This window comes from Vibrio sp. 1457, assembly GCF_033340195.1.
GTDB classification, from domain to species: Bacteria; Pseudomonadota; Gammaproteobacteria; order Enterobacterales; family Vibrionaceae; genus Vibrio; species Vibrio alginolyticus.
On sequence record NZ_JAWOWA010000003.1, the window covers coordinates 1 to 23,875 of the forward strand.

A 23,875-nucleotide genomic window follows, 5' to 3' on the forward strand; every position below is an offset into this window, starting at 1 on the left:
CGGAAACCTATAAACAGGTTTCCGATTGTCTCTCATCAGAAGGATCGGTCAACTGATCCTTATCTGATCTACATTGCCCCCTTAAAGTGGGCTTAAATAAAAAAGCGGCACATACTCTCGCATGTGCCGCTCAGGATTTTTGCTGTTAAGCGTAATTACTCAACCGTTACCGCTTTCGCTAGGTTACGTGGTTGGTCTACGTCCGTACCTTTGATCAGTGCTACGTAGTAAGACAGCAACTGCATTGGGATGGTGTAGTAGATCGCCGCCGTGATTTCACTAACGTGAGGCATAGTGATGATCTTCATTGTCTCATCGCCTTCGAAGCCTGCGTCTGCATCTGCGAATACGTATAGAAGGCCGCCACGCGCACGCACTTCTTCAACGTTTGATTTTAGCTTTTCAAGTAGGTCGTTGCTTGGTGCAACTACAACAACAGGCATGTCAGCATCAATCAGCGCAAGAGGACCGTGTTTCAGTTCACCCGCCGCGTACGCTTCTGCGTGGATGTACGAGATCTCTTTCAGTTTTAGAGACGCTTCCATCGCGATTGGGTAGAACTCGCCACGGCCTAGGAACAATGTGTGGTGCTTGTCTGCAAAATCCGTTGCTAGTGCTTCAATTTCTTTCTCGAAAGAAAGTGCCGCGTTGATTTGCTTAGGAAGTACATGCAGCGCTTCAACGATCTCTTTTTCTTTCTCTTTGCTGATGCGGCCTTGCTCTTTACCTAGTGCCGTTACCAACATAAGTAGTGCAGAAAGTTGAGTCGTGAACGCTTTGGTTGAAGCCACACCGATTTCAACACCAGCGCGAGTCATGAACGCAAAATCTGATTCACGAACCAGAGAAGAGCCTGCTACGTTACAAATGGTCATCGCCGCCATGTAACCTTTCTCTTTTGCTAGGCGAAGTGCTGCTAGGGTATCAGCGGTTTCACCAGACTGAGACAACGTGATCAATAGGCTGTTTGGACGAGTCACAAACTTGCGGTAACGGAACTCAGACGCGATTTCTACATCACAGCTAACGCCAGCAATGTCTTCAAACCAGTAACGTGCCGTCATACCTGCGTTGTAAGACGTACCACACGCGACGATTTGTACGTGTTCTACTTTGCTTAGAATGTCTGCCGCGTGCACACCGATCGCGTCTGTCACAACAGAGTCTGCCGTGATACGACCTTCCATTGTGTTGATCAACGCTTTAGGTTGCTCATAGATTTCTTTTTGCATGAAGTGACGGTATTGGCCTTTATCACCTGCATCATGCTCTGCGTTAGATTCAACAATTTCACGCTCAACTGGCTCACCCGTTGCATCAAACACAGTGACTTCACGGCGAGTAATTTCTGCTACGTCCCCTTCTTCTAGGTACATGAAACGGCGCGTAACGTTAAGTAATGCAAGTTGGTCAGACGCTAGGAAGTTTTCACCTACACCAAAACCGATCACGATCGGGCTGCCTGAACGCGCTACTACGATGCGTGAAGGATCTTTGCGATCCAACGCTACGGTGCCGTATGCGCCTTCAAGTTGTTTTGCTGTTTTTTGTACCGCTTCTAATAGCGTTTCTGAAGTACGAAGTTCCCACTCAACCATGTGTGCGATAACTTCTGTATCCGTTTGCGATTCAAACACGTAGCCACGAGATTGAAGCAGCTCACGCAGCTCTTCATGGTTTTCGATGATGCCGTTATGGACCACTGCGATATCACCAGACATGTGTGGGTGAGCGTTGATTTCAGAAGGTTCACCGTGCGTCGCCCAACGAGTGTGCGCAATACCAGTTCCGCCGATCACTTTTGCTTCTTCTACTGCATCAGCCAATTCTTGTACTTTACCCAAGCGACGAACGCGCGTTAGGTTTGATTCGCCATCAACAACCGCAACGCCAGCAGAGTCGTAACCGCGGTACTCTAAGCGGCGTAGACCTTCAACCAAAATTTCTGCAACATCTCGTTGTGCTACTGCACCTACGATTCCACACATGTGTTTATCTCCGTTTGTAGTTTTGTTCTTCCCTAGCCATGATTTCAAATAGAGGCAGCAAGCAAAGGCCTTTATCCAGAGGGAAGTAAAATATGAAACTGATTACATTATTAGGCGCAAATGACTTTCACGCCATGTTGTTCTATCTGTACTTTATGCTCTGCTTGGATATCTGCATCGGTCACCAACACATCAACTTGATGCCAAGCGAGCTCTAAGTTTGGGATCTTACGGCCGATTTTTTCGGACTCGATCATTACGATCACTTCACGTGACGCTTCTGCCATTACCTTACTTAAGCCAACCAACTCATTAAATGTCGTGGTTCCACGCTCGAGATCGATGCCATCCGCACCGATGAATAGTTGGTCAAAGTCGTAAGCTCGTAATACAGATTCGGCCACTTTGCCTTGAAAGGACTCTGAGTGCGTATCCCAAGTACCACCAGTCATCAGCAGTGTCGGTTCGCTCTCTAATTCATTTAGGGCGTTAGCAACATGCAACGAGTTGGTCATGACCACTAAGCCACGTTTGTCATTCAACTGTTGAATCAGCGCGGCAGTCGTGCTGCCACTGTCGATCACGATGCGATTATGATCGCGAATCAATGATGCTGCTGCTTTTGCTAAGCTTAACTTTCGAGTCGAAACATTAGCGCCCAATTCTTCGTGAATGACTTCCTTTGGGATAGCAATCGCACCGCCATAGCGGCGTAGAAGTTGGCCGTTTTTCTCTAAAGAAGCTAAATCCTTTCTAATCGTGACCTCTGAGGTTTCGAATTTCTGAGCAAGTTCATCAACGCTGACTTCTCCTAGTTCAGAAACCAAGTTAGAAATGGCGTGTCTTCTTAATTGAGTGTTTCGTTTCGACATTTAAGTTTTTATTTTAAGTTTCGATGTGAAACTTATTATAGTCAAACCGAAACTTTCAAGTCCATTTATTTCGATCCAAAAAATTAATATTTCTCGATAAAACCTTGTCCTAAGACAATTCTTAAACAGTGATATTGGATTCATTCAGTGGTAGAATTCGCCACCGAAAAGAAAAAAAATTACAGAATTGAAGGCTATTTTTTTGCAACTTTCTGCATATAAAGTGGGATTAGTCACAAAAAGGTAACCAAAATCGCCGATCTTTTAGTCATAAAATGACTAAACTTGGTGAAAGACTTTCAGAATCTGAAGTTCTAATAATGAGACGAAAAATCGGTGGGTGACAGGTACTAAATGTCATCAAAAACGTCCTGACTTCAGAGCAAATAACCGACTTTCAAATTGTAACTATACTTACCGGAGAGTATCTTCCATGAAAAAGACCAAAATCGTATGTACGATTGGCCCTAAAACAGAATCTGTAGAGAAGCTAACTGAACTAGTTAACGCAGGCATGAACGTAATGCGCCTTAACTTCTCTCACGGTGACTACGAAGAACACGGCACTCGTATCGCGAACTTCCGTAAAGTAATGGAAGCTACTGGCAAACCACTAGCAATTCTTCTAGATACTAAAGGTCCAGAAATCCGCACTATCAAGCTAGAAGGCGGTAACGATGTTGATCTAGTAGCAGGTCAAGAATTCACTTTCACAACTGACACTTCAGTTGTAGGTAACAAAGATAAAGTTGCAGTAACTTACGCTGGTTTCGCAGCAGACCTAAACGTAGGTAACACTATCCTAGTAGACGACGGTCTAATCGAGATGGAAGTTATCTCTAAGACTGAAACTGAAGTTAAATGTAAAGTTCTTAACAACGGTGCACTAGGCGAAAACAAAGGTGTTAACCTTCCTGGCGTTTCTGTAAACCTACCTGCACTATCTGAAAAAGATAAGAACGACCTAAAATTTGGTTGTGAGCAAGGCGTTGACTTCGTAGCAGCTTCTTTCATCCGTAAAGCGTCTGACGTTCAAGAAATCCGTGAAGTACTTGCTGCAAACGGCGGCGAGAACATCCACATCATCTCTAAGATCGAAAACCAAGAAGGTGTTGATAACTTCGACGAGATCCTAGAGCTTTCTGACGGCATCATGGTTGCTCGTGGTGACCTAGGTGTTGAAATCCCAGCTGAAGAAGTAATCTTCGCTCAGAAAATGATGATCGAGAAGTGTAACCGTGCACGTAAGATGGTTATCACTGCAACTCAAATGCTTGATTCTATGATCAACAACCCACGTCCTACTCGTGCGGAAGCAGGCGACGTTGCTAACGCAGTAATGGACGGTACTGACGCAGTAATGCTTTCTGGTGAAACGGCGAAAGGTAAATACCCTGTTGAAGCGGTAACTATCATGGCTCAAATCGCGAACCGTACTGACTCAGCGCTAAAAGCTGAACTAGGTTCTCGTCTAGACAGCCCACGTCTTCGCATCACTGAAGCAGTATGTAAAGGCGCTGTAGACACAGCTGAGAAACTAGCAGCTCCACTTATCGTTGTTGCAACTGAAGGCGGTAAGTCTGCACGTTCAGTACGTAAGTACTTCCCAACTGCAAACATCCTAGCGCTAACAACTAACAAGAAAACTGCTGCACAGCTAGTTCTAACTAAAGGTGTTACTCCTGTAGTTGTTGATTCAATCGAAAGCACTGACGCATTCTACGTAGCGGGTAAAGAACTTGCTCTAGAATCAGGTCTAGGTAACAAAGGCGATATCGTTGTTATGGTTTCTGGCGCTCTAGTTGCTTCAGGTACTACGAACACAGCTTCTGTACACGTACTATAAGACTGAACTTTTAACACTTCAGTTTCTTGAGAAGGAGGGCTTATGCCCTCCTTTTTTATATGGCTTTCTTGCTCTCATAATAGGCTAATTGTATTATTCACCTCTATCAGAATTTCGTACTGTTTAATTTTATCGTCACGATTAAAGTTTCTTCTATGAGGTGTATGTGTCTAGTCCCACTCTTACCGACAAAGTATTAAGAATGATCCGTCAGGATATTCTCGATGGCGAGCTTAAACCAGGTCAAAAACTCGTGGTTGCCGAACTCAAAGAGAAGTACAACGTAGGAGCGTCACCCATTCGAGAAGCATTGGTGCAATTATCTTGGAGCAAATACGTCAAACTCGAGCCGCAAAAAGGCTGCTGGGTTGCACCTGTATGTAAAGATGAGTTACATGACTTGTACGAAAGCCTGCAAATGGTCTCCGCATGCTTACTCAGTAAGGCAATTATGATTGGCGATGAAAAATGGGAACTGGATGTACTAACTGCTTATCACAAGTTATCCCGAGTAAAACCTGGCGAAAGCTTTTGTTGGAGGGAATGGGAAGAGCGCCAAAATCAGTTTCTTACTGCGCTGTTTGAAGGTGCTGGCTCTGTCAATATGTTTGGTTTTTTCCGCGATCTACTCACGCAAATTAAACGCTACCAATACTTCGCGATGCAGATTTTAGGCACAGGGAACCCTGGGCACTGTAATCTCGATGAGCAAGAAATACTGATGAAGGCATCGCTAGACAAAAAGAGTCAGGATGCTTTAGGTTATCTAGAGCGTTATTTGAGACAGTCAATACAGTGTATCGAAGCCGCCATCGACAACCAATGTCGCATACTGGCTAGCGAATAACGCTGAGACTAAAAAGCGGGGGTCTATCCCCGTTTTTTCGTTTTTGTAAAAGCACTAAGCAATATCATCATAACTATGACATAGCGATACGCAGTTACGCCCTGCACTTTTTGACTCATACAAAGCAATATCAGCACATTTATACGTTCTTGTACGATCAGAGGTTAAATCACTATACCCAGCACTGACAGTAATGCCTCTATCACTACGCATTTGAACCGCGACACGTAGCCTGTTCAATACAATTTCAGCCTCTTCTAGTGTTGTATGCGGCATAATCACTGCAAATTCCTCACCACCGACACGAGATACAAAGTCTGTGCTGCGGACTTCTTCTAGGAGGGTTTCTGCGACACTACAAATCACCTTGTCTCCTTCGTCGTGGCCAAGCTCGTCATTAATACGTTTAAAATGGTCAATATCAAACAACGCCAAACAAGCAGGAGGGCTATCAGGATAGCGTTCAATAATCCCCGCATATTGCGCCAATTGCTCTTCAAATTTTCGGCGGTTCCACAACCCCGTCAAGCCATCTTTTTCGCTTAGGTTTCGTAATTTTTCTTCTAACTCTTTTTGCCCAGAGATATCCACTAGCGACGTAATGTAATAACTCACTTTACCTGATTTGGTTAAATTCGCCTGAATACGCATTATTGCAGTAAAGACTTGATTAAACTTAGTTCGACAACGAATCTCCCCTTCCCATACGTGTTCACTCTTCAGTGTTTTCCAGATACTCAGGTTTGCTTCGAGATCTTCAGGTAGAAAAATTAAATGATGTGCACTCCAACCTTGGGCATGCTTGGTTGAGTAACCCATCATGTTTTCAAACTCTTGATTAACCATGATGATTCTATGTGAAGCATCCGAGATCATCACCGCAGTCATACCATCAAGAGCAGCTCGAGCCAACTTCGATTCCATACTATGACGCCGATAATGCAGAGCAAGGGCTGCCGTCGGCAAAGTGAAGCCGAGCACCAAACTTAGAACAAAAAACGCTTCTTGGATTAAGTCATCAATATCCCTCTGAGCTCGGGATAATAACTGCTCATTGGTAAGATCAATAACCAGATGAAGAGGTTCGCTAGAAACAAACTGGATGGTGCGATACGCGACCAAATTCGAACCATTGTAAGCATAGCCCGAATCTTTTGAATTTAAACTACGCCAAATGTTTGGGTACATCCGGCCAAAATTAAATTGAGAGCGAGCGGGAATTATATGGCCATACAAACGAGCTGATTTAGGGCTATCAATGTAAAATCCGTCACTCTTAATCAGCTCAATATGGAAATCAAGCACTGACGAATAGTTGAGTCGAGAGGATAAATAGTCAATATCAACATTAAGCACAAGATACCCTTCGCGCTTTCCGTTAAGCGAAATAGGCATCAAAATACGCAGTGACGGGCTATAGGGATAGACTAACTCGCCATACTCTCGTTCTAAACCTATCCCCCACGAAGCGATTTCGCCATCGTCTAAGTTCTTAGCGAATTGAAAGTAATCTCGCTCTGACTTATTTTGCAATTTGATCGCGGGCAACGCAGCGCCTGTTTCAATCTCATAATTAATCCTCACTTTTTCTCGACCAGAAACATCAAGAAAGCGAATTTGCTTATACAACTTTTGATTGATTGCGACCGAGATCCACATGTCTTCTAAGATGGAACGGTTCACCCGGTTAGGTTGGCGCAGATATTCATACAGACTTTGGCTGTGACCAAGTAGGTCACTGATCGTTTCGATTTGATCCTGAATATTGCTGTATTCACGGCCAGTATAGGCCAATTGATGTAACGCTTCTTGAGCGGTGTTCTCAACATTGTTTTCTAACAACGTCAGATATTTCTGATAGTAGTAAGCGGCAGTGAGTGCACTAAAAAATAGTGCTGTCGCCAATAAGGTGCCGACTCGCTTAGGTACTTTCACACGTCTAATGCCTATCATGCTTACTAAAACGACAATTATATCATTAATTGTTATTTTCTAAACAAAAAAGCCACTTAGATTAAGTGGCTTTTCTATATGCAATCAGAGAGTTAAGGTTTGAGGGCTCGCTCTCCTCGCGCAATGCCAACGACACCACTACGAGCAACTTCGACAACTTCGGTCACTTCGGATATCGCTTGAATGAAGGCATCTAGCTTTTCACTCGTACCCGCAAGTTGTACGGTGTATTGGGAAGCCGTGACATCCACGATCTGGCCACGGAAGATGTCTGCCGTCCGCTTCACTTCTGCTCGCGCAAAACCACTGGCTTTCACTTTCACCATCATCAGTTCACGCTCAATGTGCTCATACTCGGTGACTTCTTGTACTTTCAGCACATCGATCAATTTGTGTAACTGCTTCTGAATTTGTTCCAACTGCATCTCATCAGATGTCGTGGTAATGTTCATTCGCGACAAGGTTTCATCATCAGTCGGTGACACCGTCAAAGATTCAATGTTGTAACCACGTTGAGAGAACAAACCAACAACACGAGACAACGCACCTGGTTGGTTTTCCAATAGCAATGAAATAATGTGTCTCATATTAAGTTCTCTCCGTTTTGCTTAGCCACATTTTATCCATACCCTCACCTTTGATTTGCATCGGGTATACGTGTTCGGTTTCGTCTACGTTGATGTCCACAAACACCAGACGATCTTTCATATCCAACGCTTTTTGTAGCCCTTCTTCGAGCTGATCAGGCGTTTCGATACGAATACCGACGTGACCATAAGCTTCTGCAATCGCTGCAAAATCAGGAACAGAACTCATGTAAGAATTAGAGTGACGGCCTTGATAAATAATGTCTTGCCACTGTTTTACCATGCCTAAGAATCGGTTGTTCAGGTTGATGATCTTCACTGGAATGTCGTATTGCATGGCTGTCGACAATTCTTGAATATTCATCTGAATACTGCCGTCACCAGTCACAACCACGACCTCTTCTTGTGGCATGGCAAACTTCACGCCCATGCCAGCCGGAAGACCAAATCCCATGGTGCCAAGACCACCAGAGTTTATCCAACGGCGCGGCTTATTGAATGGGTAGTACAGTGCCGCAAACATCTGATGCTGGCCCACATCAGACGCCACATACGCGTCGCCATTAGTTAGCTTGTGCAGCGTTTCAATTACTTGCTGTGGCTTGATTCGTTCTGGAGACGTTTCATAAGACAAGCAGTTGCGATCACGCCACACTTGAATGTCATCCCACCATGCGGTGATAGCATCTTGATCATTTTCACTACCTTGCTCTGCAAGCAGCCCGAGCATGGTTGTCAGCACTTTTTCCGCAGAACCTACGATCGGCAAATCCACTTTCACGTTTTTCGAGATCGATGACGGATCGATATCAATATGCATCACTTTTGCGTTTGGGCAGTACTTTTCAAGGTTGTTGGTTGTACGGTCATCAAAACGCACACCGATACCAAAAATAAGATCCGCTTCATGCATTGCCATATTAGCTTCGTAAGTGCCGTGCATACCCAACATGCCCAGTGAGTTTTTATGTGTACCCGGGAATGCCCCCAAGCCCATCAAAGTACTCACTACTGGTAGGTTCAGTTTGTCGGAAAGCTCTAAAATATGTTCATGGGCGCCAGAAATCACTGCACCACCACCGATATAAAGCACTGGTTTTTTCGCTTCTAATAACGATTTAAGCGCTTTTTTAATCTGGCCTTTATGGCCCGAAGTTGTCGGCTTGTAAGAACGCATTGAAAGCGTTTCTGGATATTGATAAGGCAGTTTGATTTGCGGGTTCATCACATCTTTTGGCAAATCAATCACAACTGGACCAGGTCGACCCGTAGTCGCAATATAAAACGCTTTTTTGATTGTTTCAGGAATATCTTCCGCTTTTTTTACTAAAAAGCTGTGTTTGACCACTGGGCGGGAGACACCGACGATGTCACACTCTTGGAAAGCATCATTACCAATTAGGCTATTCGGTACGTTACCCGAGATAACGATCATTGGGATAGAGTCCATATATGCTGTTGCAATACCCGTAATGGTATTGGTCGCGCCCGGCCCCGAGCACACAAGTACGACACCCGGTTTACCGGTAGCTCGAGCGTAACCATCTGCCATATGAGTGGCGGCTTGCTCATGCCTTACAAGTACGTGTTTGATTTGATCGGTTTTGGCATGCAGTGCATCGTAGATATCCAAAACAGAGCCACCTGGGTAGCCAAAGATCTGCTCTACGTGCTCTTCTATCAGAGATTGAACCACCATCTCTGCGCCTGACAACATTGCTGTCATAATTGCTCTCCTTAGCCAGTTTCCTCACCGTAAGGTCAACGGATTGGTCTGGTTTTACATAGTCTAGGTCTTATTCGTAGCCTAATCGAAATACTTCCACGTTTTCGGCTATGTCTTGCGTTCGTCATAACATCCCGCAAGGTTACCCAACAAATGTAACGTTTTATTATCAAAGGGTCTAATGAGAGATTGGTCTACTTTTTAAACAAGATACTAGTAATTAGAATGTTAGTAGGAATAGCAGCCACACATCTCCTATTTCACAGTACAACCTAAAAAATTAACGCTTAAAAAAAGAACATTATTTCATAAGCTTTTAGCTACAGGGTGCTAAATAGCGTTATTTGACGAGCAGAACAGAAAAAATCAATACAAACAAAAATCCCCAGCAATGCGCGATCACATCACTGGGGATTTTTTCATCAATATAAAATCTAAGTCAGCTTAAGTTACTTTTTATCCGACTTTTCCTTATACATTTCTTCAATTTCATCTTGGTATTTGTCATTGATGACTTTACGACGAAGTTTTTGAGTTGGCGTTAACTCACCATCATCCATAGAGAAAGCTCTTGGTAACAGTTTAAACTTCTTCACTTGTTCAAACTTTGCCAACTCTTTTTGAAGATCGTTCACACGCTTCTCAAGCATTTCGACCACCTGGTGGTGCTTAATCAACTCAACGCGATCGTGATATTTGATATTCAGCTCTTTCGCGTACTCTTCTAGCGAGTCATAACAAGGCACGATAAGCGCAGAAACAAACTTACGAGTATCCGCAATGACTGCGATTTGCTCGATAAAGTGGTCTTTACCAATCGCACCTTCAATCATTTGTGGAGCGATGTATTTACCACCTGAAGTTTTCATCAACTCTTTGATACGATCGGTGATGAACAAATTGCCATTTTCATCAATGTAACCAGCGTCGCCCGTTTTTAGGAAACCGTGCTCATCAAAGGTCTTTTCCGTCTCTTCTGGCATTTTGTAATAGCCACGCATCACCATTGGACCACGAACCAGAATCTCGTTGTTTTCGCCGATCTTAACCTGTGCGCCAGGCATCGACATACCAATAGAGTCGGGGTTAAAACATTTATCATCCCAACACGATACTGTCGCAGTGGTTTCAGTCATGCCGTAGCCCAACTTAACGTTGATACCAATCGCATGGAAGAATCGACCGATGGTTTCATCCAACTTTGCACCGCCACAAGGCATAAAGTTGATTTGCCCGCCAAGTAGCGCACGCAGTTTGCTCAGAACCAACTTATCCGCCAAAGCGTATGACTTACGCAGCAAGAGCGATGGCTGACGTTTTTCTTGATGACAAGCGGCCATTTTTGCGCCCATGTTGACTGCCCAAGTAAACATGATCTTACGGTGAATCGGCGCGCGAGACACTTTCTCGTGAATCGCAGAGAAGATCTTCTCATAGAAACGCGGTACGGCACACATCACGGTAGGTCGCACCTGGCTCAGTGCATCACGTACTTGCATGGTGTCTTGCAAATAGCAGTTGGTCGCCCCTTTGTACAATACATAAAAGGTCCAAGCGCGCTCAAATACGTGTGACAACGGAAGGAAACATAATGACACGTCACTTTGAGAAAGGCTCAAGCGCTGATCGTGCCCTTCCAATTGCGCCGCAATGTTTGCGTAGTCCAACATAACGCCTTTTGGCTGGCCTGTTGTACCCGAGGTGTAGATCAGCGTGAGTAGATCATCTTCTTTTGCCTGATCTAAACGCGCGTCCAATTCAACTTGATATATAGCGTCGCCTTTGGCAACAAATGCTTGCCAAGAGATAACGAAATCATGATCGCCAAGTTCTATATCATCAGACATCGCAACAATGAGCTCTAACTGTTCGCACTGGTCGAAAATGCTCACTGCTGCATCAAATTGAGGCTGTTCACCAACAAACAGAACTTTTACGTCTGCATTGTTAATGATGTACGCCGACTGGGCGGCAGTATTGGTTGGGTAAATAGGTACTGTCACGCTGCGTAATTGCAGTGCTGCGATATCAGCGATCGTCCATTGCGGCATGTTGTTCGAGAAAATGCCGATCTTATCTTGGACTCCTAATCCCTGAGCCAAAAGTGCAAGTGATAAAGCATCAACTTGCTGACCAAATTGCGTCCACGTAATACCTTGCCACTCCTCACCCACTTTATGCTTGAGTGCAACGCGTGTACCACCGTTCGCAATTTGTTCACGAATACGTTTAACGATATGAAAATCTAACTTGGCCATTCTTTTACTTACCTTTTGGCTTACAGGCGTAAGCTAATTGAGCGAACAAGTGTACTCACGGCTTGCTAAAACGCAACTGACCAGTATCAAACTTATCACTAATAAGAGACAACTATCACTTATACGTCGCGAACGTACCTCAAATTGCTGAATGATTACTCTATTTAACTTACTGTTTCGATTGTTGATTACGAAAACAAAAAGCCCCGAGAGACAAAAATCGCTCGGGGACCAATGAATTGTAAAAATTGATGATTACCAATATGGTCTAATCGAGAAGACCAAACGTCATCTTATTTTGCGGCAACGACTTCACCACAAGTGATCATCAGTTGATCGCGTAGCCAAATGTGGCCTTTATCTTTTTCACTTGATTCATGCCAGCTTAAGAAGCCGCTGATTTCTTTGTTTGCAAATGGGAAATCAAGAATTTGCAGTTGATCGCTGTTTACCGCATTTTCCGCCATCCAACGTGGTGCAATAGTCACAAGCTCAGATTGACCCACCACGTATAGTAGGTTGCTTAAACTAGAACCTTCATACGCCGCTTGGCAATCCAGTTCACGGTACGCTTGCTCTGAGAAACTACGTTGGCCATGCACTTTCGATAACTTCGCATGCTTTTCGTTAAGCAGTTGCTCAGCCGTCACACCACCTTGAATGCGTGGGTGGGTTTTTGACGCGATAACCACTAATTCATCTTTGAAGATTTCAGTACTTGAGAAACCTTGCTCATCAAAACGAGCGTAGTCGATCACGAAATCAATTTCTTGGTAGCGCATACGCTCAGACAACAAACGGTCAAATTCTGCATCTAGGTGAAGCTGAACGTTTGGTGCTTGTTGATTCACTTTTGCCATGATCTTCGGAGCAAAACGCATGTCACAAGGGCTGCAAATCGCAAGCTTGAATAAGCGAGTCGAGGATTCTGGTTGGAATACAGAGCTAGGAAGTTCATTGCGAATCAGCTGCAGTGCTTGGCGAATAGGGCCAAACAGTTGACGAGCTCGTTGCGTAGGCTGAATACCACGGCCTTGGCGCATGAATAGCTCGTCGTTAAACATCACTTTTAAGCGTGCCACGGCGTTACTTACTGCCGGTTGAGACATGCCTAGGTTATGTGCTGCACGAGTAATATTTTGCTCTTGCATTACAGCATCAAATACAGTCAGTAGGTTTAAATCTACACCACGCAAAGTGCTTTCCATACGGTAGCTAGCAATTGCGCTCATCGCGTCTTTCTTCTCTAACATTGAGTGCGCCTCTTTTGTAATCGTCAACTTTGTTCATTAAATTCATAACGAATAGAATCCCATCTCGCACAAAAGACGGCGGCTGGATTCGAATCATTTTACGAATAGATAACCTAACTTTTTATTATATTTATCGTCCGGATACTTCCGGCTCGAACTGTACTATCAACTAATCGATTGCGGTTTCGCAACTAGATTGATATTTAATCAGTAAATTTTAGCCAATTAGGTATTTATTCGTTAAATAACAAAAGCTTGATAAAAACATAAAAAACTATAAAACACGTAAAAATGCATTCTTTGAGGACGTATTTAGCAAATTGATAGGACAGGCGGTCAACACAAGCATGCATTTAGCTCAGTTATTAGTTGAAATAAGAACAACAGATGACAGCTATATCTCTGATTGAATTTTGCACTTATCAGTCAAATTATCAGCAAATACACACTGAATAGAAATGAGAGAGGAAGAATAAAAATGCAGCCTTCCAAACAGAAAGGCTGCAACAAAATCGTGTCAAAAATGGAAGGAACAATGTACTTAGAACAACGTACTTAAATGTTCGACACGTAACTTGGAAAATCAACCTGCTCCCACAGTTGTCTGGATAACTCTGCTTTTGAATCCCATGCACCTTGCAGTACCCAATGAACAATAGCCTGAGCAACATCTGGGTATTTCACACTTTCGGCTTGTTGCTCCTTTAGCCACTGGCGTACTGCGGAAATGTCTAAGCTCTCCATCGACATCGCAAGCCCTAAATCTTCTAAGGTCGCAACATTGCTCTGCTGCTCGAATTGACCCGCGAGTGGCTTTAGTAACAATTTTTTCCCCAAAGACAAGGCTTCTGAAGGAAGCTCAAACCCACCATTAGCAATGACACCACTACAGCGATGCAAATGATGCTGGAAGTTGCTGTGGCATAAAGGGCGCAGTTCTATGTTTTCTACCAGCTCACATTCGATCACATCCGGGTGATAACAGATAAACGCTTGTTGATTAAAGTGGAACAATAAGTCTGAGATATCTTCAATCGATTCGAACGGTAGATACACCAACACGAAGTCGTCGTTTTCTGCTTGGCTATCGACGGTATGCACTATCGGTGGTAACAAAGGTTGATCAAAATGATGCCAATGCAAACCAAGGTGATGTTGAGAAGGCGCAAAGTATTCAATGACGGATTTATCTAACCAACTTGCTCCCTTTAGTGGCACCGGATAACGGAAAGCATTTTGGTGGCTGATACCAATAGAAGGCTTATTTTGTTGTCTCGCTGCCCACGCAGTCACAGGTTCGAAATCATTAATGATAAGATCGTAGGACGACAGATCGAGTTGCTTAACTTCTTTGAAAAACTGCACCAAATTGTTATTCAATGCTGTTTTCGCGTAGTTTACAGAGCCTTTTTCGGTAATAAAGGTGAAGCCTCGGCGAGTCTGGTAATCGCCAAATGCTTCCATTGAAAAGTATTTTTCCGGCGCTCGCCCAGAAAACAAAAAGTCGACCTCAACATCGTGCTCTTTAAACGCATGACTCATCGCCCTTGCGCGTGCAATATGTCCGTTTCCTGTCCCTTGAACACCGTACAAGATTTTCATCAATTAGCCTCCCAACATCGCAATCGCTAATCCACCACAAAGACTGCCAAGCAGTGCACCAATGATGACATCAGTAAAAAAGTGCACACCCAATAAGATTCGCGCGGTTCCGATTAAACTTGCCCAAAAGAATGCAGCAACGCCTAGGCTCGGATAGAAATGATCAATCAGCGTCGCCATGACAAACGCAGCGGCAGTGTGTCCTGAAGGAAGACTATAGCGATCAGAGGGAGTAATAAAAGCAGGAAGGAGTGCACTAAACTCTTCAGGGCGACGACGCTTAAAACTATTTTTCAGCGTCCAATAAATTGGTAGCTCGATAGCAAAAGCAAGTAAACCCGCCAGTAAAAACCAGACTCCTTGCTCCTTATCTAAATACCAAGCTAATAAACCCAACACCAAGTAAAGATGCCCGTCACCACTGTGGGAGACTCCTTTGCTGATATTGGCGACTTGTTGATTAAAACGGTGCTTAAGACAAACACTAGAGAGCGCTAAATCAAACTTAGCAATGGTTGCAATTGGCTGTGTAATTGTCTCTATGGTTCGCATGTGACCTTTCCTTACTTTGACAACGCCTTTGTGTGAAAAGTAGGAGGTTTAGGTGACAACAGCATGACGGGAGTTTGGACAATTAATGACAAAGGCCAAATTAAAGTGTGCCCAACAATTTATCTATTGGGCATAACCATAAAAATAGAACATTAAGAAGGGTTTGATAGTTGCGGTTGAGGGGTGTCTATATACCAGACTTTTCTCTTCTTGCGGCAGGCGCGCAAAGAGCCCGTCGTCATGTCGCCATCTTTTGTAAGCTCATAGCTCAGTGAGCGGCAAGTATAGTTTCCCGACAGTTCATGCTCTATACTCGTTTGCTCCGTTTTACTCGAGTTAGGCTCTAGTAAAGGGTTAGGCTGTGTAGATAAAATGTCACGATTTATCACATTGCTGCGCGCATAATCCTTATGGACATAACCTTTTATCACTCCTTTCTGTTCAACGAGAAACCAAGGTTGATCAACCACTTTTGCTAGCACATTAAAGACTTCCCCTTTCGATAATACGCCAAGCTTTTCCCCTTCAAGACTCGGTTTGGAGCGTAGGTTTAATGTGGTCTTAGAGCGGTAAGAGACATCCATAAACTCTACTGGGTTTGAGGTATCGACACCTTCAGTGGTTGGTCGGAAAACTTCCGCTTGCTGTTTCTCACTAGGCTGGACACGGATCTTCCACCAAGAATACGTTTCCGGATCTTTACCTTTAAACTTATTTCGGCTGTCAGACTCAAGGGCAACAAGCATCTGATTCAAGAACGATTCGCGTCCTTCATTACTCAAAAATCGATCCATTTGATCATTGATGACCATGACGCTCTGTGAGTGATCATTCATAACAACGGGGGAAGCCACTTCCACATAGGTCTGCGATTGAAACAGCTGACAACCCGACAAGCTGACCAGAGTAAATACTATGGCTGAACGTCCAAATTGTTTTGTTAACCTCATTCTTTCCCTAACCCTTATATTTCTTTTACCTAGTGCAACTGCACTACTATAAATGGTCATTCAAAACTTTTGCCAAACAATTCGGACCTTTGTGTGACAAGTCGCAATCCCGATGCTTGTTTTGGTAATTAAACGTCGCAAACTTGATGAGAACTTACTTCTTCTAGCACGTTTCTATCGCATCATGTCGTTTCACTTAGTGCATCATTTTTTTCAAGCAAACGAAAAGACTCATCCGATATGAATAAAAAATCGACTTTAGGGTTGACGCGCTTCATGGAGTGCGGTACTAATTTGTTAACTTAATTATGTGGAAAGCTTAACAACTATGTCAGCTCATTTTTCTATCCTGCTTAGCCTCCTCCTGATCGTGACCAGTTCGCGCGGGTAGGCTGTGGAAGAAAAATAACCACACCAATTTCTAAGAACCCGCATGAGAATGCGGGTTTTTTTATATCTAAATACTGGAAGTAAACGATTCACTTGCGCGAAAGTGCAGAAATCAGGAAGGAAGCAAACATGAACGATCAGGTCATTATATTCGACACCACATTGCGTGATGGCGAGCAAGCGTTGTCAGCAAGCTTGACGGTTAAAGAAAAACTGCAGATTGCCTATGCGCTGGAAAGACTCGGCGTTGATGTTATCGAAGCTGGCTTCCCAATCTCTTCACCAGGTGATTTCGAGTCTGTACAAACCATCGCAAAAAACATAAAAAACAGTCGAGTTTGTGCCCTTTCGCGTGCCGTTGCGAAAGACATTGATGCTGCCGCTGAAGCCTTAAAAGTGGCTGACCAATTCCGTATCCACACGTTTTTAGCCACTTCCACCATTCACGTAGAAGACAAACTACGCCGCAGCTATGACGATGTACTAGAAATGGCAGTCAACGCCGTTAAACATGCACGTAACTACACTGATGATGTCGAGTTTTCTTGTGAAGATGCTGGTCGTACTCCAATCGACAACCTATGTCGCATGGTAGAAGCCGCCATCAATGCAGGTGCGAGTACAATCAACATTCCAGATACCGTTGGCTACACCGTACCAAGTGAGTTTGGTGGGATTATTGAAACCCTATTTAACCGCGTTCCGAACATTGATAAAGCGATCATCTCCGTTCACTGTCACGACGATTTGGGGATGTCAGTTGCCAACTCTATTGCCGCCGTTCAAGCTGGCGCACGTCAGATAGAAGGCACGATCAATGGCATTGGAGAGCGAGCGGGTAACTGTTCACTTGAAGAGATCGCAATGATCATCAAGACTCGTCAAGAGTTTTTGGGCGTTCACACTGGCATTAAGCATGATGAAATTCACCGCACCAGTAAGTTGGTTAGCCAGCTATGCAATATGCCTATTCAAAGCAACAAAGCAATTGTGGGTGCAAATGCGTTTAGCCACTCTTCAGGCATCCACCAAGATGGCATGTTGAAGAATAAGAATACCTACGAAATCATGACCCCTGAGTCTATTGGCCTAAAAAACCAAGCTCTGAACCTAACCAGCCGCAGCGGTCGCGCTGCCGTGAAGAGCCATATGGATACCATGGGTTACAACGAAGACGAGTACAACCTAGACGCGCTGTATGCGGATTTCTTGAAACTTGCTGATCGCAAAGGCCAAGTGTTCGATTACGACCTAGAAGCCCTAATGCACTTCTCGAACTTGCGTGAAGAAGATGACTTCTACAAATTGAGCTACCTAAGCGTGCAGTCTGGCAGCGTAATGGCTACCACCAGCATCAAAATGCAATGCGGTGATGAAGAAATGTGTGAAGCAGCGGTCGGTAATGGCCCTGTTGATGCGCTATACCAATGTATCTACCGCGTGACAGGTTACGAAATCGTTCTAGACAAGTTTGACCTAACCGCAAAAGGCGAAGGTGAAGACGGTCTTGGTCAAGCAGACATCATCGCTAACTACAAAGGCCGTAAGTACCACGGTACCGGCGTTTCTACCGATATCGTAGAAGCATCTGGCCAAGCGCTATTACACGTTATCAACAGCATTCATCGTGCCGATAAGATTGAAGAGATGAAGCAAAAGAGAATTGCGACGGTTTAATCATTAATTCATCGGAGCTTGAGCCTCACTACTCAGGCTCCAACCCAATTCGTTTAGACAAGCTAAAAAATTTAGAAAAATTAAAGGATTACCATGACAGACAAATCATACAAAATCGCCGTTTTACCAGGCGACGGCATCGGCCCAGAAGTAATGGCGCAAGCACACAAGGTGCTAGATGCAATCGAGAAGAAACACGGCATTGCGTTTGAGCGTGACGAGCACGATGTAGGTGGTATCGCGATTGATAATCACGGCTGTCCACTTCCAGAAAGCACAGTAAAAGCGTGTGAAGAGTCTGATGCAGTCCTATTCGGTTCAGTTGGTGGCCCTAAGTGGGAACACTTACCACCAAACGACCAACCTGAGCGCGGTGCCCTACTGCCGCTACGCAAGCACTTCCAATTATTCTGTAACCTACGCCCAGCACAAATTCACTCAGGTCTTGAAGCTTTCTCACCACTACGCGCAGACATCTCAGGTCGTGGTTTTGATATCGTTGTTGTTCGCGAACTGACGGGCGGCATCTACTTCGGCCAACCAAAAGGTCGTGAAGGTGAAGGTCCAACAGAGAAAGCGTTCGACACTGAGGTGTACCACCGTTACGAAATCGAACGTATTGCAAAAATCGCTTTTGAGTCTGCTCGCCTACGTCGTAAGAAAGTGTGCTCTATCGACAAAGCGAACGTTCTACAAAGCTCTATCCTATGGCGTGAAGTGGTCGAAGAAATCGCAAAAGACTACCCAGATGTCGAGCTGTCACACATGTACATTGATAACGCAACTATGCAGCTTATCAAAGACCCAGCACAGTTCGACGTAATGCTATGTTCAAACATCTTCGGCGACATCATTTCTGATGAGTGCGCGATGATCACTGGCTCTATGGGTATGTTGCCTTCAGCGAGCCTAAACGAAAGCAAATTCGGTCTGTACGAGCCAGCAGGCGGCAGTGCTCCGGATATCGCAGGTAAGAACATCGCTAACCCAGTGGCACAAATCCTATCAGCTGCACTGATGCTGCGTTACAGCCTAGGTGAAGAAACTGCGGCACAAGACATCGAAACGGCAGTTTCAAAAGCACTATCAGCGGGTGAGCTTACGGGTGACCTTGCTGGTGACAACCCAGCACTTTCGACGTCTGAGATGGGCGATAAGATCGCTGAGTACATCTTAAACTCTTAATACAGCACGACTTGATAATAATTATTTGCTCCTGATGAGCCGTTGTCGGGAGCTATACACGAGATAGCAAACAATGGGCAAAACACTATACGAAAAAGTCTACGACGCACACGTTGCCGTCGCAGCAGAAGGGGAAAACCCAATCTTGTACATCGACCGTCACTTGGTACACGAAGTGACGTCTCCGCAAGCATTTGACGGCTTGCGTGAAAAAGGTCGTAAAGTGCGTCAGGTCAGCAAAACTTTTGCCACCATGGACCACAACGTTTCGACAACCACCAAAGACATCAACGCATCCGGTGAGATGGCTCGTATCCAGATGGAGACGCTATCGAAAAACTGTGAAGAGTTTGGTGTTACGCTTTACGACATTAACCACAAATACCAAGGAATTGTGCACGTTATGGGCCCAGAGCTTGGTATTACACTACCGGGCATGACCATTGTTTGTGGTGACTCGCACACGGCTACACACGGTGCGTTCGGTTCTCTCGCTTTTGGTATTGGTACATCTGAAGTTGAGCACGTATTAGCCACTCAAACGCTAAAACAAGCACGCGCTAAAACGATGAAGATCGAAGTGAAAGGCAAAGTAGCTCCGGGGATCACAGCGAAAGATATCGTGCTAGCGATCATCGGTGAAACTACAGCAGCGGGCGGTACAGGCTACGTGGTTGAATTCTGTGGTGAGGCGATCACCGACCTTTCAATGGAAGGCCGTATGACCGTATGTAACATGGCAATTGAGCTAGGTGCTAAAGCCGGTTTGATTGCGCCAGATGAAACCACGTACGAATACATCAAAGGCCGTAAATTCTCACCTCAAGGTGCCGATTTTGATGCAGCAGTAGAATACTGGAAGACATTAAAAACTGACGATGACGCTCAGTTTGATGCGGTTGTGACGCTAAACGCAGCAGACATTAAACCACAAGTCACTTGGGGTACTAACCCAGGCCAAGTTATCGCAGTAGACCAACCGATTCCAGCACCAGAAAGCTTTGCCGATCCAGTAGAAAAAGCTTCTGCTGAAAAAGCGTTGGCTTACATGGGCCTAGAAGCAGGCAAGTCACTGTCTGATTACAACGTCGATAAAGTCTTCGTTGGTTCTTGTACTAACTCACGTATCGAAGACATGCGCGCAGCCGCTGAAGTAGCGAAAGGTCGCAAAGTCGCGTCTCACGTTCAAGCACTAATTGTTCCTGGCTCTGAGCAAGTAAAAGCGCAAGCAGAAGCAGAAGGCCTAGATGTCATCTTTAAAGAAGCGGGCTTTGAGTGGCGCCTACCAGGTTGTTCAATGTGTCTAGCAATGAACAACGACCGTTTGGGTCCACATGAACGTTGTGCGTCTACTTCAAACCGTAACTTTGAAGGCCGCCAAGGTCGTGATGGCCGTACCCACCTAGTGAGCCCTGCGATGGCAGCGGCAGCAGCAATTGCTGGTCACTTTGTAGATATTCGTGAACTAGACTAAGGAGCAAACAAATGTCAGGCTTTAAACAACATACAGGCTTAGTTGTTCCTCTAGATGCAGCGAACGTAGATACTGATGCCATCATTCCAAAGCAGTTCCTACAAAAGGTCTCTCGCTTAGGGTTTGGTAAGCACCTATTCCATGACTGGCGCTTCCTAGATGATGCTGGCGAACAACCAAACCCAGAGTTCGTGATGAACGCTCCGCGTTACCAAGGCGCATCTATCTTGCTAGCGCGTGAAAACTTCGGTTGTGGTTCTTCTCGTGAGCACGCACCGTGGGCACTAGCGGATTACGGCATCAAAGCGATGATCGCACCAAGCTTTGCCGATATTTTTTACGGTAACTCGATCAACAACCAAATGGTGCCAGTTCGTTTGACGGAGCAAGAAGTGGATGAAATCTTCCAGTTTGTTGAGGCTAACGAAGGCGCAGAAGTGGAAGTAGACCTAGAAGCGAATGTGGTTCGCGCCAACGGCAAAGAATATGGTTTTGAAATCGATTCGTTCCGTCGTCACTGCTTACTAAACGGTTTGGACAATATTGGCCTAACCCTTCAACACGAAGATAAGATTGCCGAGTACGAAGCGAATATCCCAAGCTTCTTAAGCTAATTAAAATCGTAATTTAAACAAACAAAAGGTTGGCTTATGCCAACCTTTTTTCTTTTATTTTCATTGCCTCAAGAAAGAAACTTCGCCTTATGCAGGTCTACAATATCAATAAGGTTTTGACCCAAAGGTATCTCTATGAAACGTCTGTTATTACTCTTATGTGCGCTCGTTTCTTTCTCGACATTTGCCGCACCTAAATCCGACTTATGGCCGTATTGGAAACAATCGAATCAAGCCAATCAAAGTCAAATCTCTCATCAAGATTGGCAGCAATTGCTCGATGCTTATTTAGTTGAACAAGGCGAGAATACCTTATTTCGTTACAGCCAAGTCACCTCAGCCGATAAAACTAAGCTGAAACAATACATCCAACGTTTGGCAAAACTCGATCCTCGACAATACAACCAAGCGGAGCAATACGCCTACTGGGTAAACCTTTACAATGCCATCACTGTAGACTTAATCCTAGATAACTATCCTGTCGAATCGATTACCAAACTGGGTGGGCTATTTAGCTTTGGCCCTTGGGGGGATGATGTGGTCGTGGTCAACGGGAAGGATCTGACTTTAAACGATATTGAACATCGCATTTTACGTCCAATTTGGAATGACCCGAGAACACATTACGCGGTTAACTGTGCCAGCTTGGGATGCCCTAATCTGCAGTCTCAAGCATTCACTGCTGACAACACGCAAGTTCTACTGGATAGTGCCGCTAAAACATTTATTAACAGCAGCAAAGGCGTATCTATCCAAGGTAACACGGCACAGTTGTCTTCTATTTATGATTGGTTTGCAACGGACTTTGGTGGAGAAAAACAAGTCTTCAACCACATCGCAAAGTACGCACCGCAATACAAAAATTTCTCTGGTAAAGTGAAATACGAATACGATTGGGACTTGAATCAAGCCAACTAAACTGCGGAGATTTGAGGTCAATTAGCGTTAGGATCATGATAGGCCAAAAGCTAAAGACACCGGCAACTCAAAGACTAAGACATGAAAAAAAGGGCACTCTGTGCCCTTTTTTAAATCCAATACCTGATAGAAAACGTCCGACTACTTGAAGCCTTTGACTTTCTTAATCAGATCGTAAGCGTTTTGAATCTCTTGAGATTTCTCTTTCGCGACGTTCATCATCTCTGGTGGTAAACCTTTAGCCATCAATTTGTCCGGGTGATGCTCGTTCATCAGTTTACGATAAGCACGCTTAACGGTTTTACTGTCGGCATCTGAAGACACATCCAGAATTTTGTACGCGTCGGCCAACTGATCCGCTTGTGAAGCTTGTTGCCAGCTACCACCAGAAGATTGGCCTTGATGCTGACCATGAAAACCACCCTGGCTTTGGAAACGGAATGCGGCTTCTTGCATTTGCAAGCGACGCTCTAGCTGCTCAGAAGAGAAACCCAAACCACGTGCTATTTTGTGTAACACATTTCGTTCACTAGGATGAATCGAGCCATCTGCAAAGGCCGCCGAGATTTGCAGCTCTAAGAAAAATTGCAACAAGTCAAAGCGACCAGCTGTCGAAATTTTCACACGAACAAGAACATCTTCTAACGGAAAGTCGCTGTCTTTACCTTCACGAAACGCGTCTTGCGCTGCGCGACGCTGTTCGCCATGCAAATTCATGCGGTCCATCATGGCAGAAGCCAGTTGGATTTCCTCTTTGGTGACTTGGCCTTTCGCTTTTGCCACATGTCCCATTACCGCAAACGCCGCTTTAAAAAACTCTTCTTGGCGCTGAGCTTGACTTGGCCCTTTTCCAAAGCCGCCAGTAGAGAACCCGGCTTGACTCAAGCGACGTGCTTTATCGAATTGATGGCCAATAAATAAGCCAAAGAGTAAACCTAGCGGCCCGCCAAGTAACAAGCCAAAAAAGGCACCCAGAATTTTGCCAAAAATATGCATTATGTGTTCTCTATCAATGAATTTTTATCGACGACGGCGGTCTTATAGTGCCGGATGCAACGATTTCCTTTATGATAATGGAATTAGTTTTATTTCGGCTAGGCCATTTCGCCTGCTTATCTTTGCAGCTATTTTGTCGTCATTATGCCACAGTGAATCAATACGCTGGGATAAATGCGACTATAGT

The 23,875-nt window shown here is 44.7% G+C and carries 18 protein-coding genes; 7 read left to right on the plus strand and 11 right to left on the minus strand.

Annotated features, from left to right (window positions below):
* Positions 1 to 155: 155 nt before the first annotated feature.
* Together glmS and R7Z41_RS03615 are read right to left on the minus strand one after the other, a co-directional pair.
* Positions 156 to 1,988 (minus strand): glutamine--fructose-6-phosphate transaminase (isomerizing), encoded by a 1,833-nt coding sequence (gene glmS, locus R7Z41_RS03610; RefSeq protein WP_225478110.1) that lies wholly within the window; start codon positions 1,986 to 1,988, stop codon positions 156 to 158.
* Positions 1,989 to 2,098: 110 nt separating this feature from the next.
* Positions 2,099 to 2,860: a DeoR/GlpR family DNA-binding transcription regulator gene (locus tag R7Z41_RS03615; protein WP_005379701.1), complete on the minus strand. Its 762-nt coding sequence runs from the start codon at positions 2,858 to 2,860 to the stop codon at positions 2,099 to 2,101.
* A gap of 433 nt (positions 2,861 to 3,293) precedes the next feature.
* Here R7Z41_RS03615 and pykF point away from each other — a divergent pair, with 433 nt between their 5' ends.
* Positions 3,294 to 4,706, plus strand: coding sequence for a pyruvate kinase PykF (gene pykF, locus R7Z41_RS03620; RefSeq protein ID WP_005392243.1), 1,413 nt, complete (start codon positions 3,294 to 3,296; stop codon positions 4,704 to 4,706).
* Positions 4,707 to 4,866: 160 nt separating this feature from the next.
* Entirely contained in the window at positions 4,867 to 5,553 is a 687-nt protein-coding gene (locus R7Z41_RS03625; RefSeq protein ID WP_080659233.1) for a GntR family transcriptional regulator, read from the plus strand.
* 54 nt (positions 5,554 to 5,607) lie between these two features.
* On the opposite strand, the gene R7Z41_RS03630 is transcribed toward R7Z41_RS03625, so the two are convergent.
* The 8 genes from R7Z41_RS03630 to R7Z41_RS03665 form a co-directional block, all read right to left on the minus strand.
* Positions 5,608 to 7,488, minus strand: coding sequence for a GGDEF domain-containing protein (locus R7Z41_RS03630; protein WP_206953635.1), 1,881 nt, complete (start codon positions 7,486 to 7,488; stop codon positions 5,608 to 5,610).
* 110 nt (positions 7,489 to 7,598) lie between these two features.
* On the minus strand, positions 7,599 to 8,093 hold the full coding sequence (ilvN, locus tag R7Z41_RS03635; RefSeq protein WP_005379697.1) for an acetolactate synthase small subunit: 495 nt from the start codon (positions 8,091 to 8,093) through the stop codon (positions 7,599 to 7,601).
* 1 nt (position 8,094) lies between these two features.
* A complete protein-coding gene (locus tag R7Z41_RS03640) occupies positions 8,095 to 9,819 on the minus strand; it encodes an acetolactate synthase 3 large subunit (RefSeq protein ID WP_005383061.1) in 1,725 nt (574 codons plus the stop codon).
* A gap of 449 nt (positions 9,820 to 10,268) precedes the next feature.
* The gene (locus R7Z41_RS03645; RefSeq protein WP_005383062.1) at positions 10,269 to 12,077 is read right to left on the minus strand and encodes an AMP-dependent synthetase/ligase; all 1,809 of its coding nucleotides are present in this window, start codon (positions 12,075 to 12,077) and stop codon (positions 10,269 to 10,271) included.
* Positions 12,078 to 12,370: 293 nt separating this feature from the next.
* Entirely contained in the window at positions 12,371 to 13,330 is a 960-nt protein-coding gene (gene calR / locus R7Z41_RS03650; RefSeq protein ID WP_005379693.1) for a LysR family transcriptional regulator CalR, read from the minus strand.
* Positions 13,331 to 13,885: 555 nt separating this feature from the next.
* Entirely contained in the window at positions 13,886 to 14,932 is a 1,047-nt protein-coding gene (locus R7Z41_RS03655) for an MJ1255/VC2487 family glycosyltransferase (protein ID WP_042522415.1), read from the minus strand.
* Positions 14,933 to 14,935: 3 nt separating this feature from the next.
* Positions 14,936 to 15,484, minus strand: coding sequence for a phosphatase PAP2 family protein (locus tag R7Z41_RS03660; RefSeq protein WP_042522417.1), 549 nt, complete (start codon positions 15,482 to 15,484; stop codon positions 14,936 to 14,938).
* A gap of 152 nt (positions 15,485 to 15,636) precedes the next feature.
* Positions 15,637 to 16,434, minus strand: coding sequence for an SH3 domain-containing protein (locus tag R7Z41_RS03665; protein WP_042522418.1), 798 nt, complete (start codon positions 16,432 to 16,434; stop codon positions 15,637 to 15,639).
* A gap of 519 nt (positions 16,435 to 16,953) precedes the next feature.
* On the opposite strand from R7Z41_RS03665, the gene leuA reads away from it, so the two are divergent.
* From leuA to R7Z41_RS03690, 5 genes are all read left to right on the plus strand, one after another.
* Complete coding sequence (leuA, locus tag R7Z41_RS03670) at positions 16,954 to 18,501, plus strand: 2-isopropylmalate synthase (protein WP_206970482.1); 1,548 nt, start codon at positions 16,954 to 16,956, stop codon at positions 18,499 to 18,501.
* A 93-nt stretch (positions 18,502 to 18,594) separates the two neighbouring features.
* The gene (gene leuB, locus R7Z41_RS03675; RefSeq protein ID WP_005430431.1) at positions 18,595 to 19,686 is read left to right on the plus strand and encodes a 3-isopropylmalate dehydrogenase; all 1,092 of its coding nucleotides are present in this window, start codon (positions 18,595 to 18,597) and stop codon (positions 19,684 to 19,686) included.
* A gap of 73 nt (positions 19,687 to 19,759) precedes the next feature.
* Positions 19,760 to 21,160 (plus strand): 3-isopropylmalate dehydratase large subunit, encoded by a 1,401-nt coding sequence (gene leuC / locus R7Z41_RS03680; protein WP_206970483.1) that lies wholly within the window; start codon positions 19,760 to 19,762, stop codon positions 21,158 to 21,160.
* Between the two features lie 11 nt (positions 21,161 to 21,171).
* Positions 21,172 to 21,774: a 3-isopropylmalate dehydratase small subunit gene (gene leuD, locus R7Z41_RS03685; RefSeq protein ID WP_005430484.1), complete on the plus strand. Its 603-nt coding sequence runs from the start codon at positions 21,172 to 21,174 to the stop codon at positions 21,772 to 21,774.
* 135 nt (positions 21,775 to 21,909) lie between these two features.
* A complete protein-coding gene (locus tag R7Z41_RS03690) occupies positions 21,910 to 22,692 on the plus strand; it encodes a DUF547 domain-containing protein (RefSeq protein WP_206970484.1) in 783 nt (260 codons plus the stop codon).
* Between the two features lie 141 nt (positions 22,693 to 22,833).
* Here R7Z41_RS03690 and djlA read toward each other — a convergent pair whose 3' ends face one another.
* Positions 22,834 to 23,688, minus strand: a complete 855-nt coding sequence (djlA, locus tag R7Z41_RS03695; protein ID WP_005383076.1) for a co-chaperone DjlA — start codon at positions 23,686 to 23,688, stop codon at positions 22,834 to 22,836.
* Positions 23,689 to 23,875 lie beyond the last annotated feature (187 nt).

Bases quoted from the DNA above. Each gene is read 5' to 3' on its own strand.
- glmS (WP_225478110.1), bottom strand. From the start codon at position 1,988: ATGTGTGGAATCGTAGGTGCAGTAGCACAACGAGATGTTGCAGAAATT.
- R7Z41_RS03615 (WP_005379701.1), bottom strand. From the start codon at position 2,860: ATGTCGAAACGAAACACTCAATTAAGAAGACACGCCATTTCTAACTTG.
- pykF (WP_005392243.1), top strand. From the start codon at position 3,294: ATGAAAAAGACCAAAATCGTATGTACGATTGGCCCTAAAACAGAATCT.
- ilvN (WP_005379697.1), bottom strand. From the start codon at position 8,093: ATGAGACACATTATTTCATTGCTATTGGAAAACCAACCAGGTGCGTTG.
- R7Z41_RS03640 (WP_005383061.1), bottom strand. From the start codon at position 9,819: ATGACAGCAATGTTGTCAGGCGCAGAGATGGTGGTTCAATCTCTGATA.
- R7Z41_RS03645 (WP_005383062.1), bottom strand. From the start codon at position 12,077: ATGGCCAAGTTAGATTTTCATATCGTTAAACGTATTCGTGAACAAATT.
- calR (WP_005379693.1), bottom strand. From the start codon at position 13,330: ATGTTAGAGAAGAAAGACGCGATGAGCGCAATTGCTAGCTACCGTATG.
- R7Z41_RS03655 (WP_042522415.1), bottom strand. From the start codon at position 14,932: ATGAAAATCTTGTACGGTGTTCAAGGGACAGGAAACGGACATATTGCA.
- R7Z41_RS03660 (WP_042522417.1), bottom strand. From the start codon at position 15,484: ATGCGAACCATAGAGACAATTACACAGCCAATTGCAACCATTGCTAAG.
- R7Z41_RS03665 (WP_042522418.1), bottom strand. From the start codon at position 16,434: ATGAGGTTAACAAAACAATTTGGACGTTCAGCCATAGTATTTACTCTG.
- leuA (WP_206970482.1), top strand. From the start codon at position 16,954: ATGAACGATCAGGTCATTATATTCGACACCACATTGCGTGATGGCGAG.
- leuB (WP_005430431.1), top strand. From the start codon at position 18,595: ATGACAGACAAATCATACAAAATCGCCGTTTTACCAGGCGACGGCATC.
- leuC (WP_206970483.1), top strand. From the start codon at position 19,760: ATGGGCAAAACACTATACGAAAAAGTCTACGACGCACACGTTGCCGTC.
- leuD (WP_005430484.1), top strand. From the start codon at position 21,172: ATGTCAGGCTTTAAACAACATACAGGCTTAGTTGTTCCTCTAGATGCA.
- R7Z41_RS03690 (WP_206970484.1), top strand. From the start codon at position 21,910: ATGAAACGTCTGTTATTACTCTTATGTGCGCTCGTTTCTTTCTCGACA.
- djlA (WP_005383076.1), bottom strand. From the start codon at position 23,688: ATGCATATTTTTGGCAAAATTCTGGGTGCCTTTTTTGGCTTGTTACTT.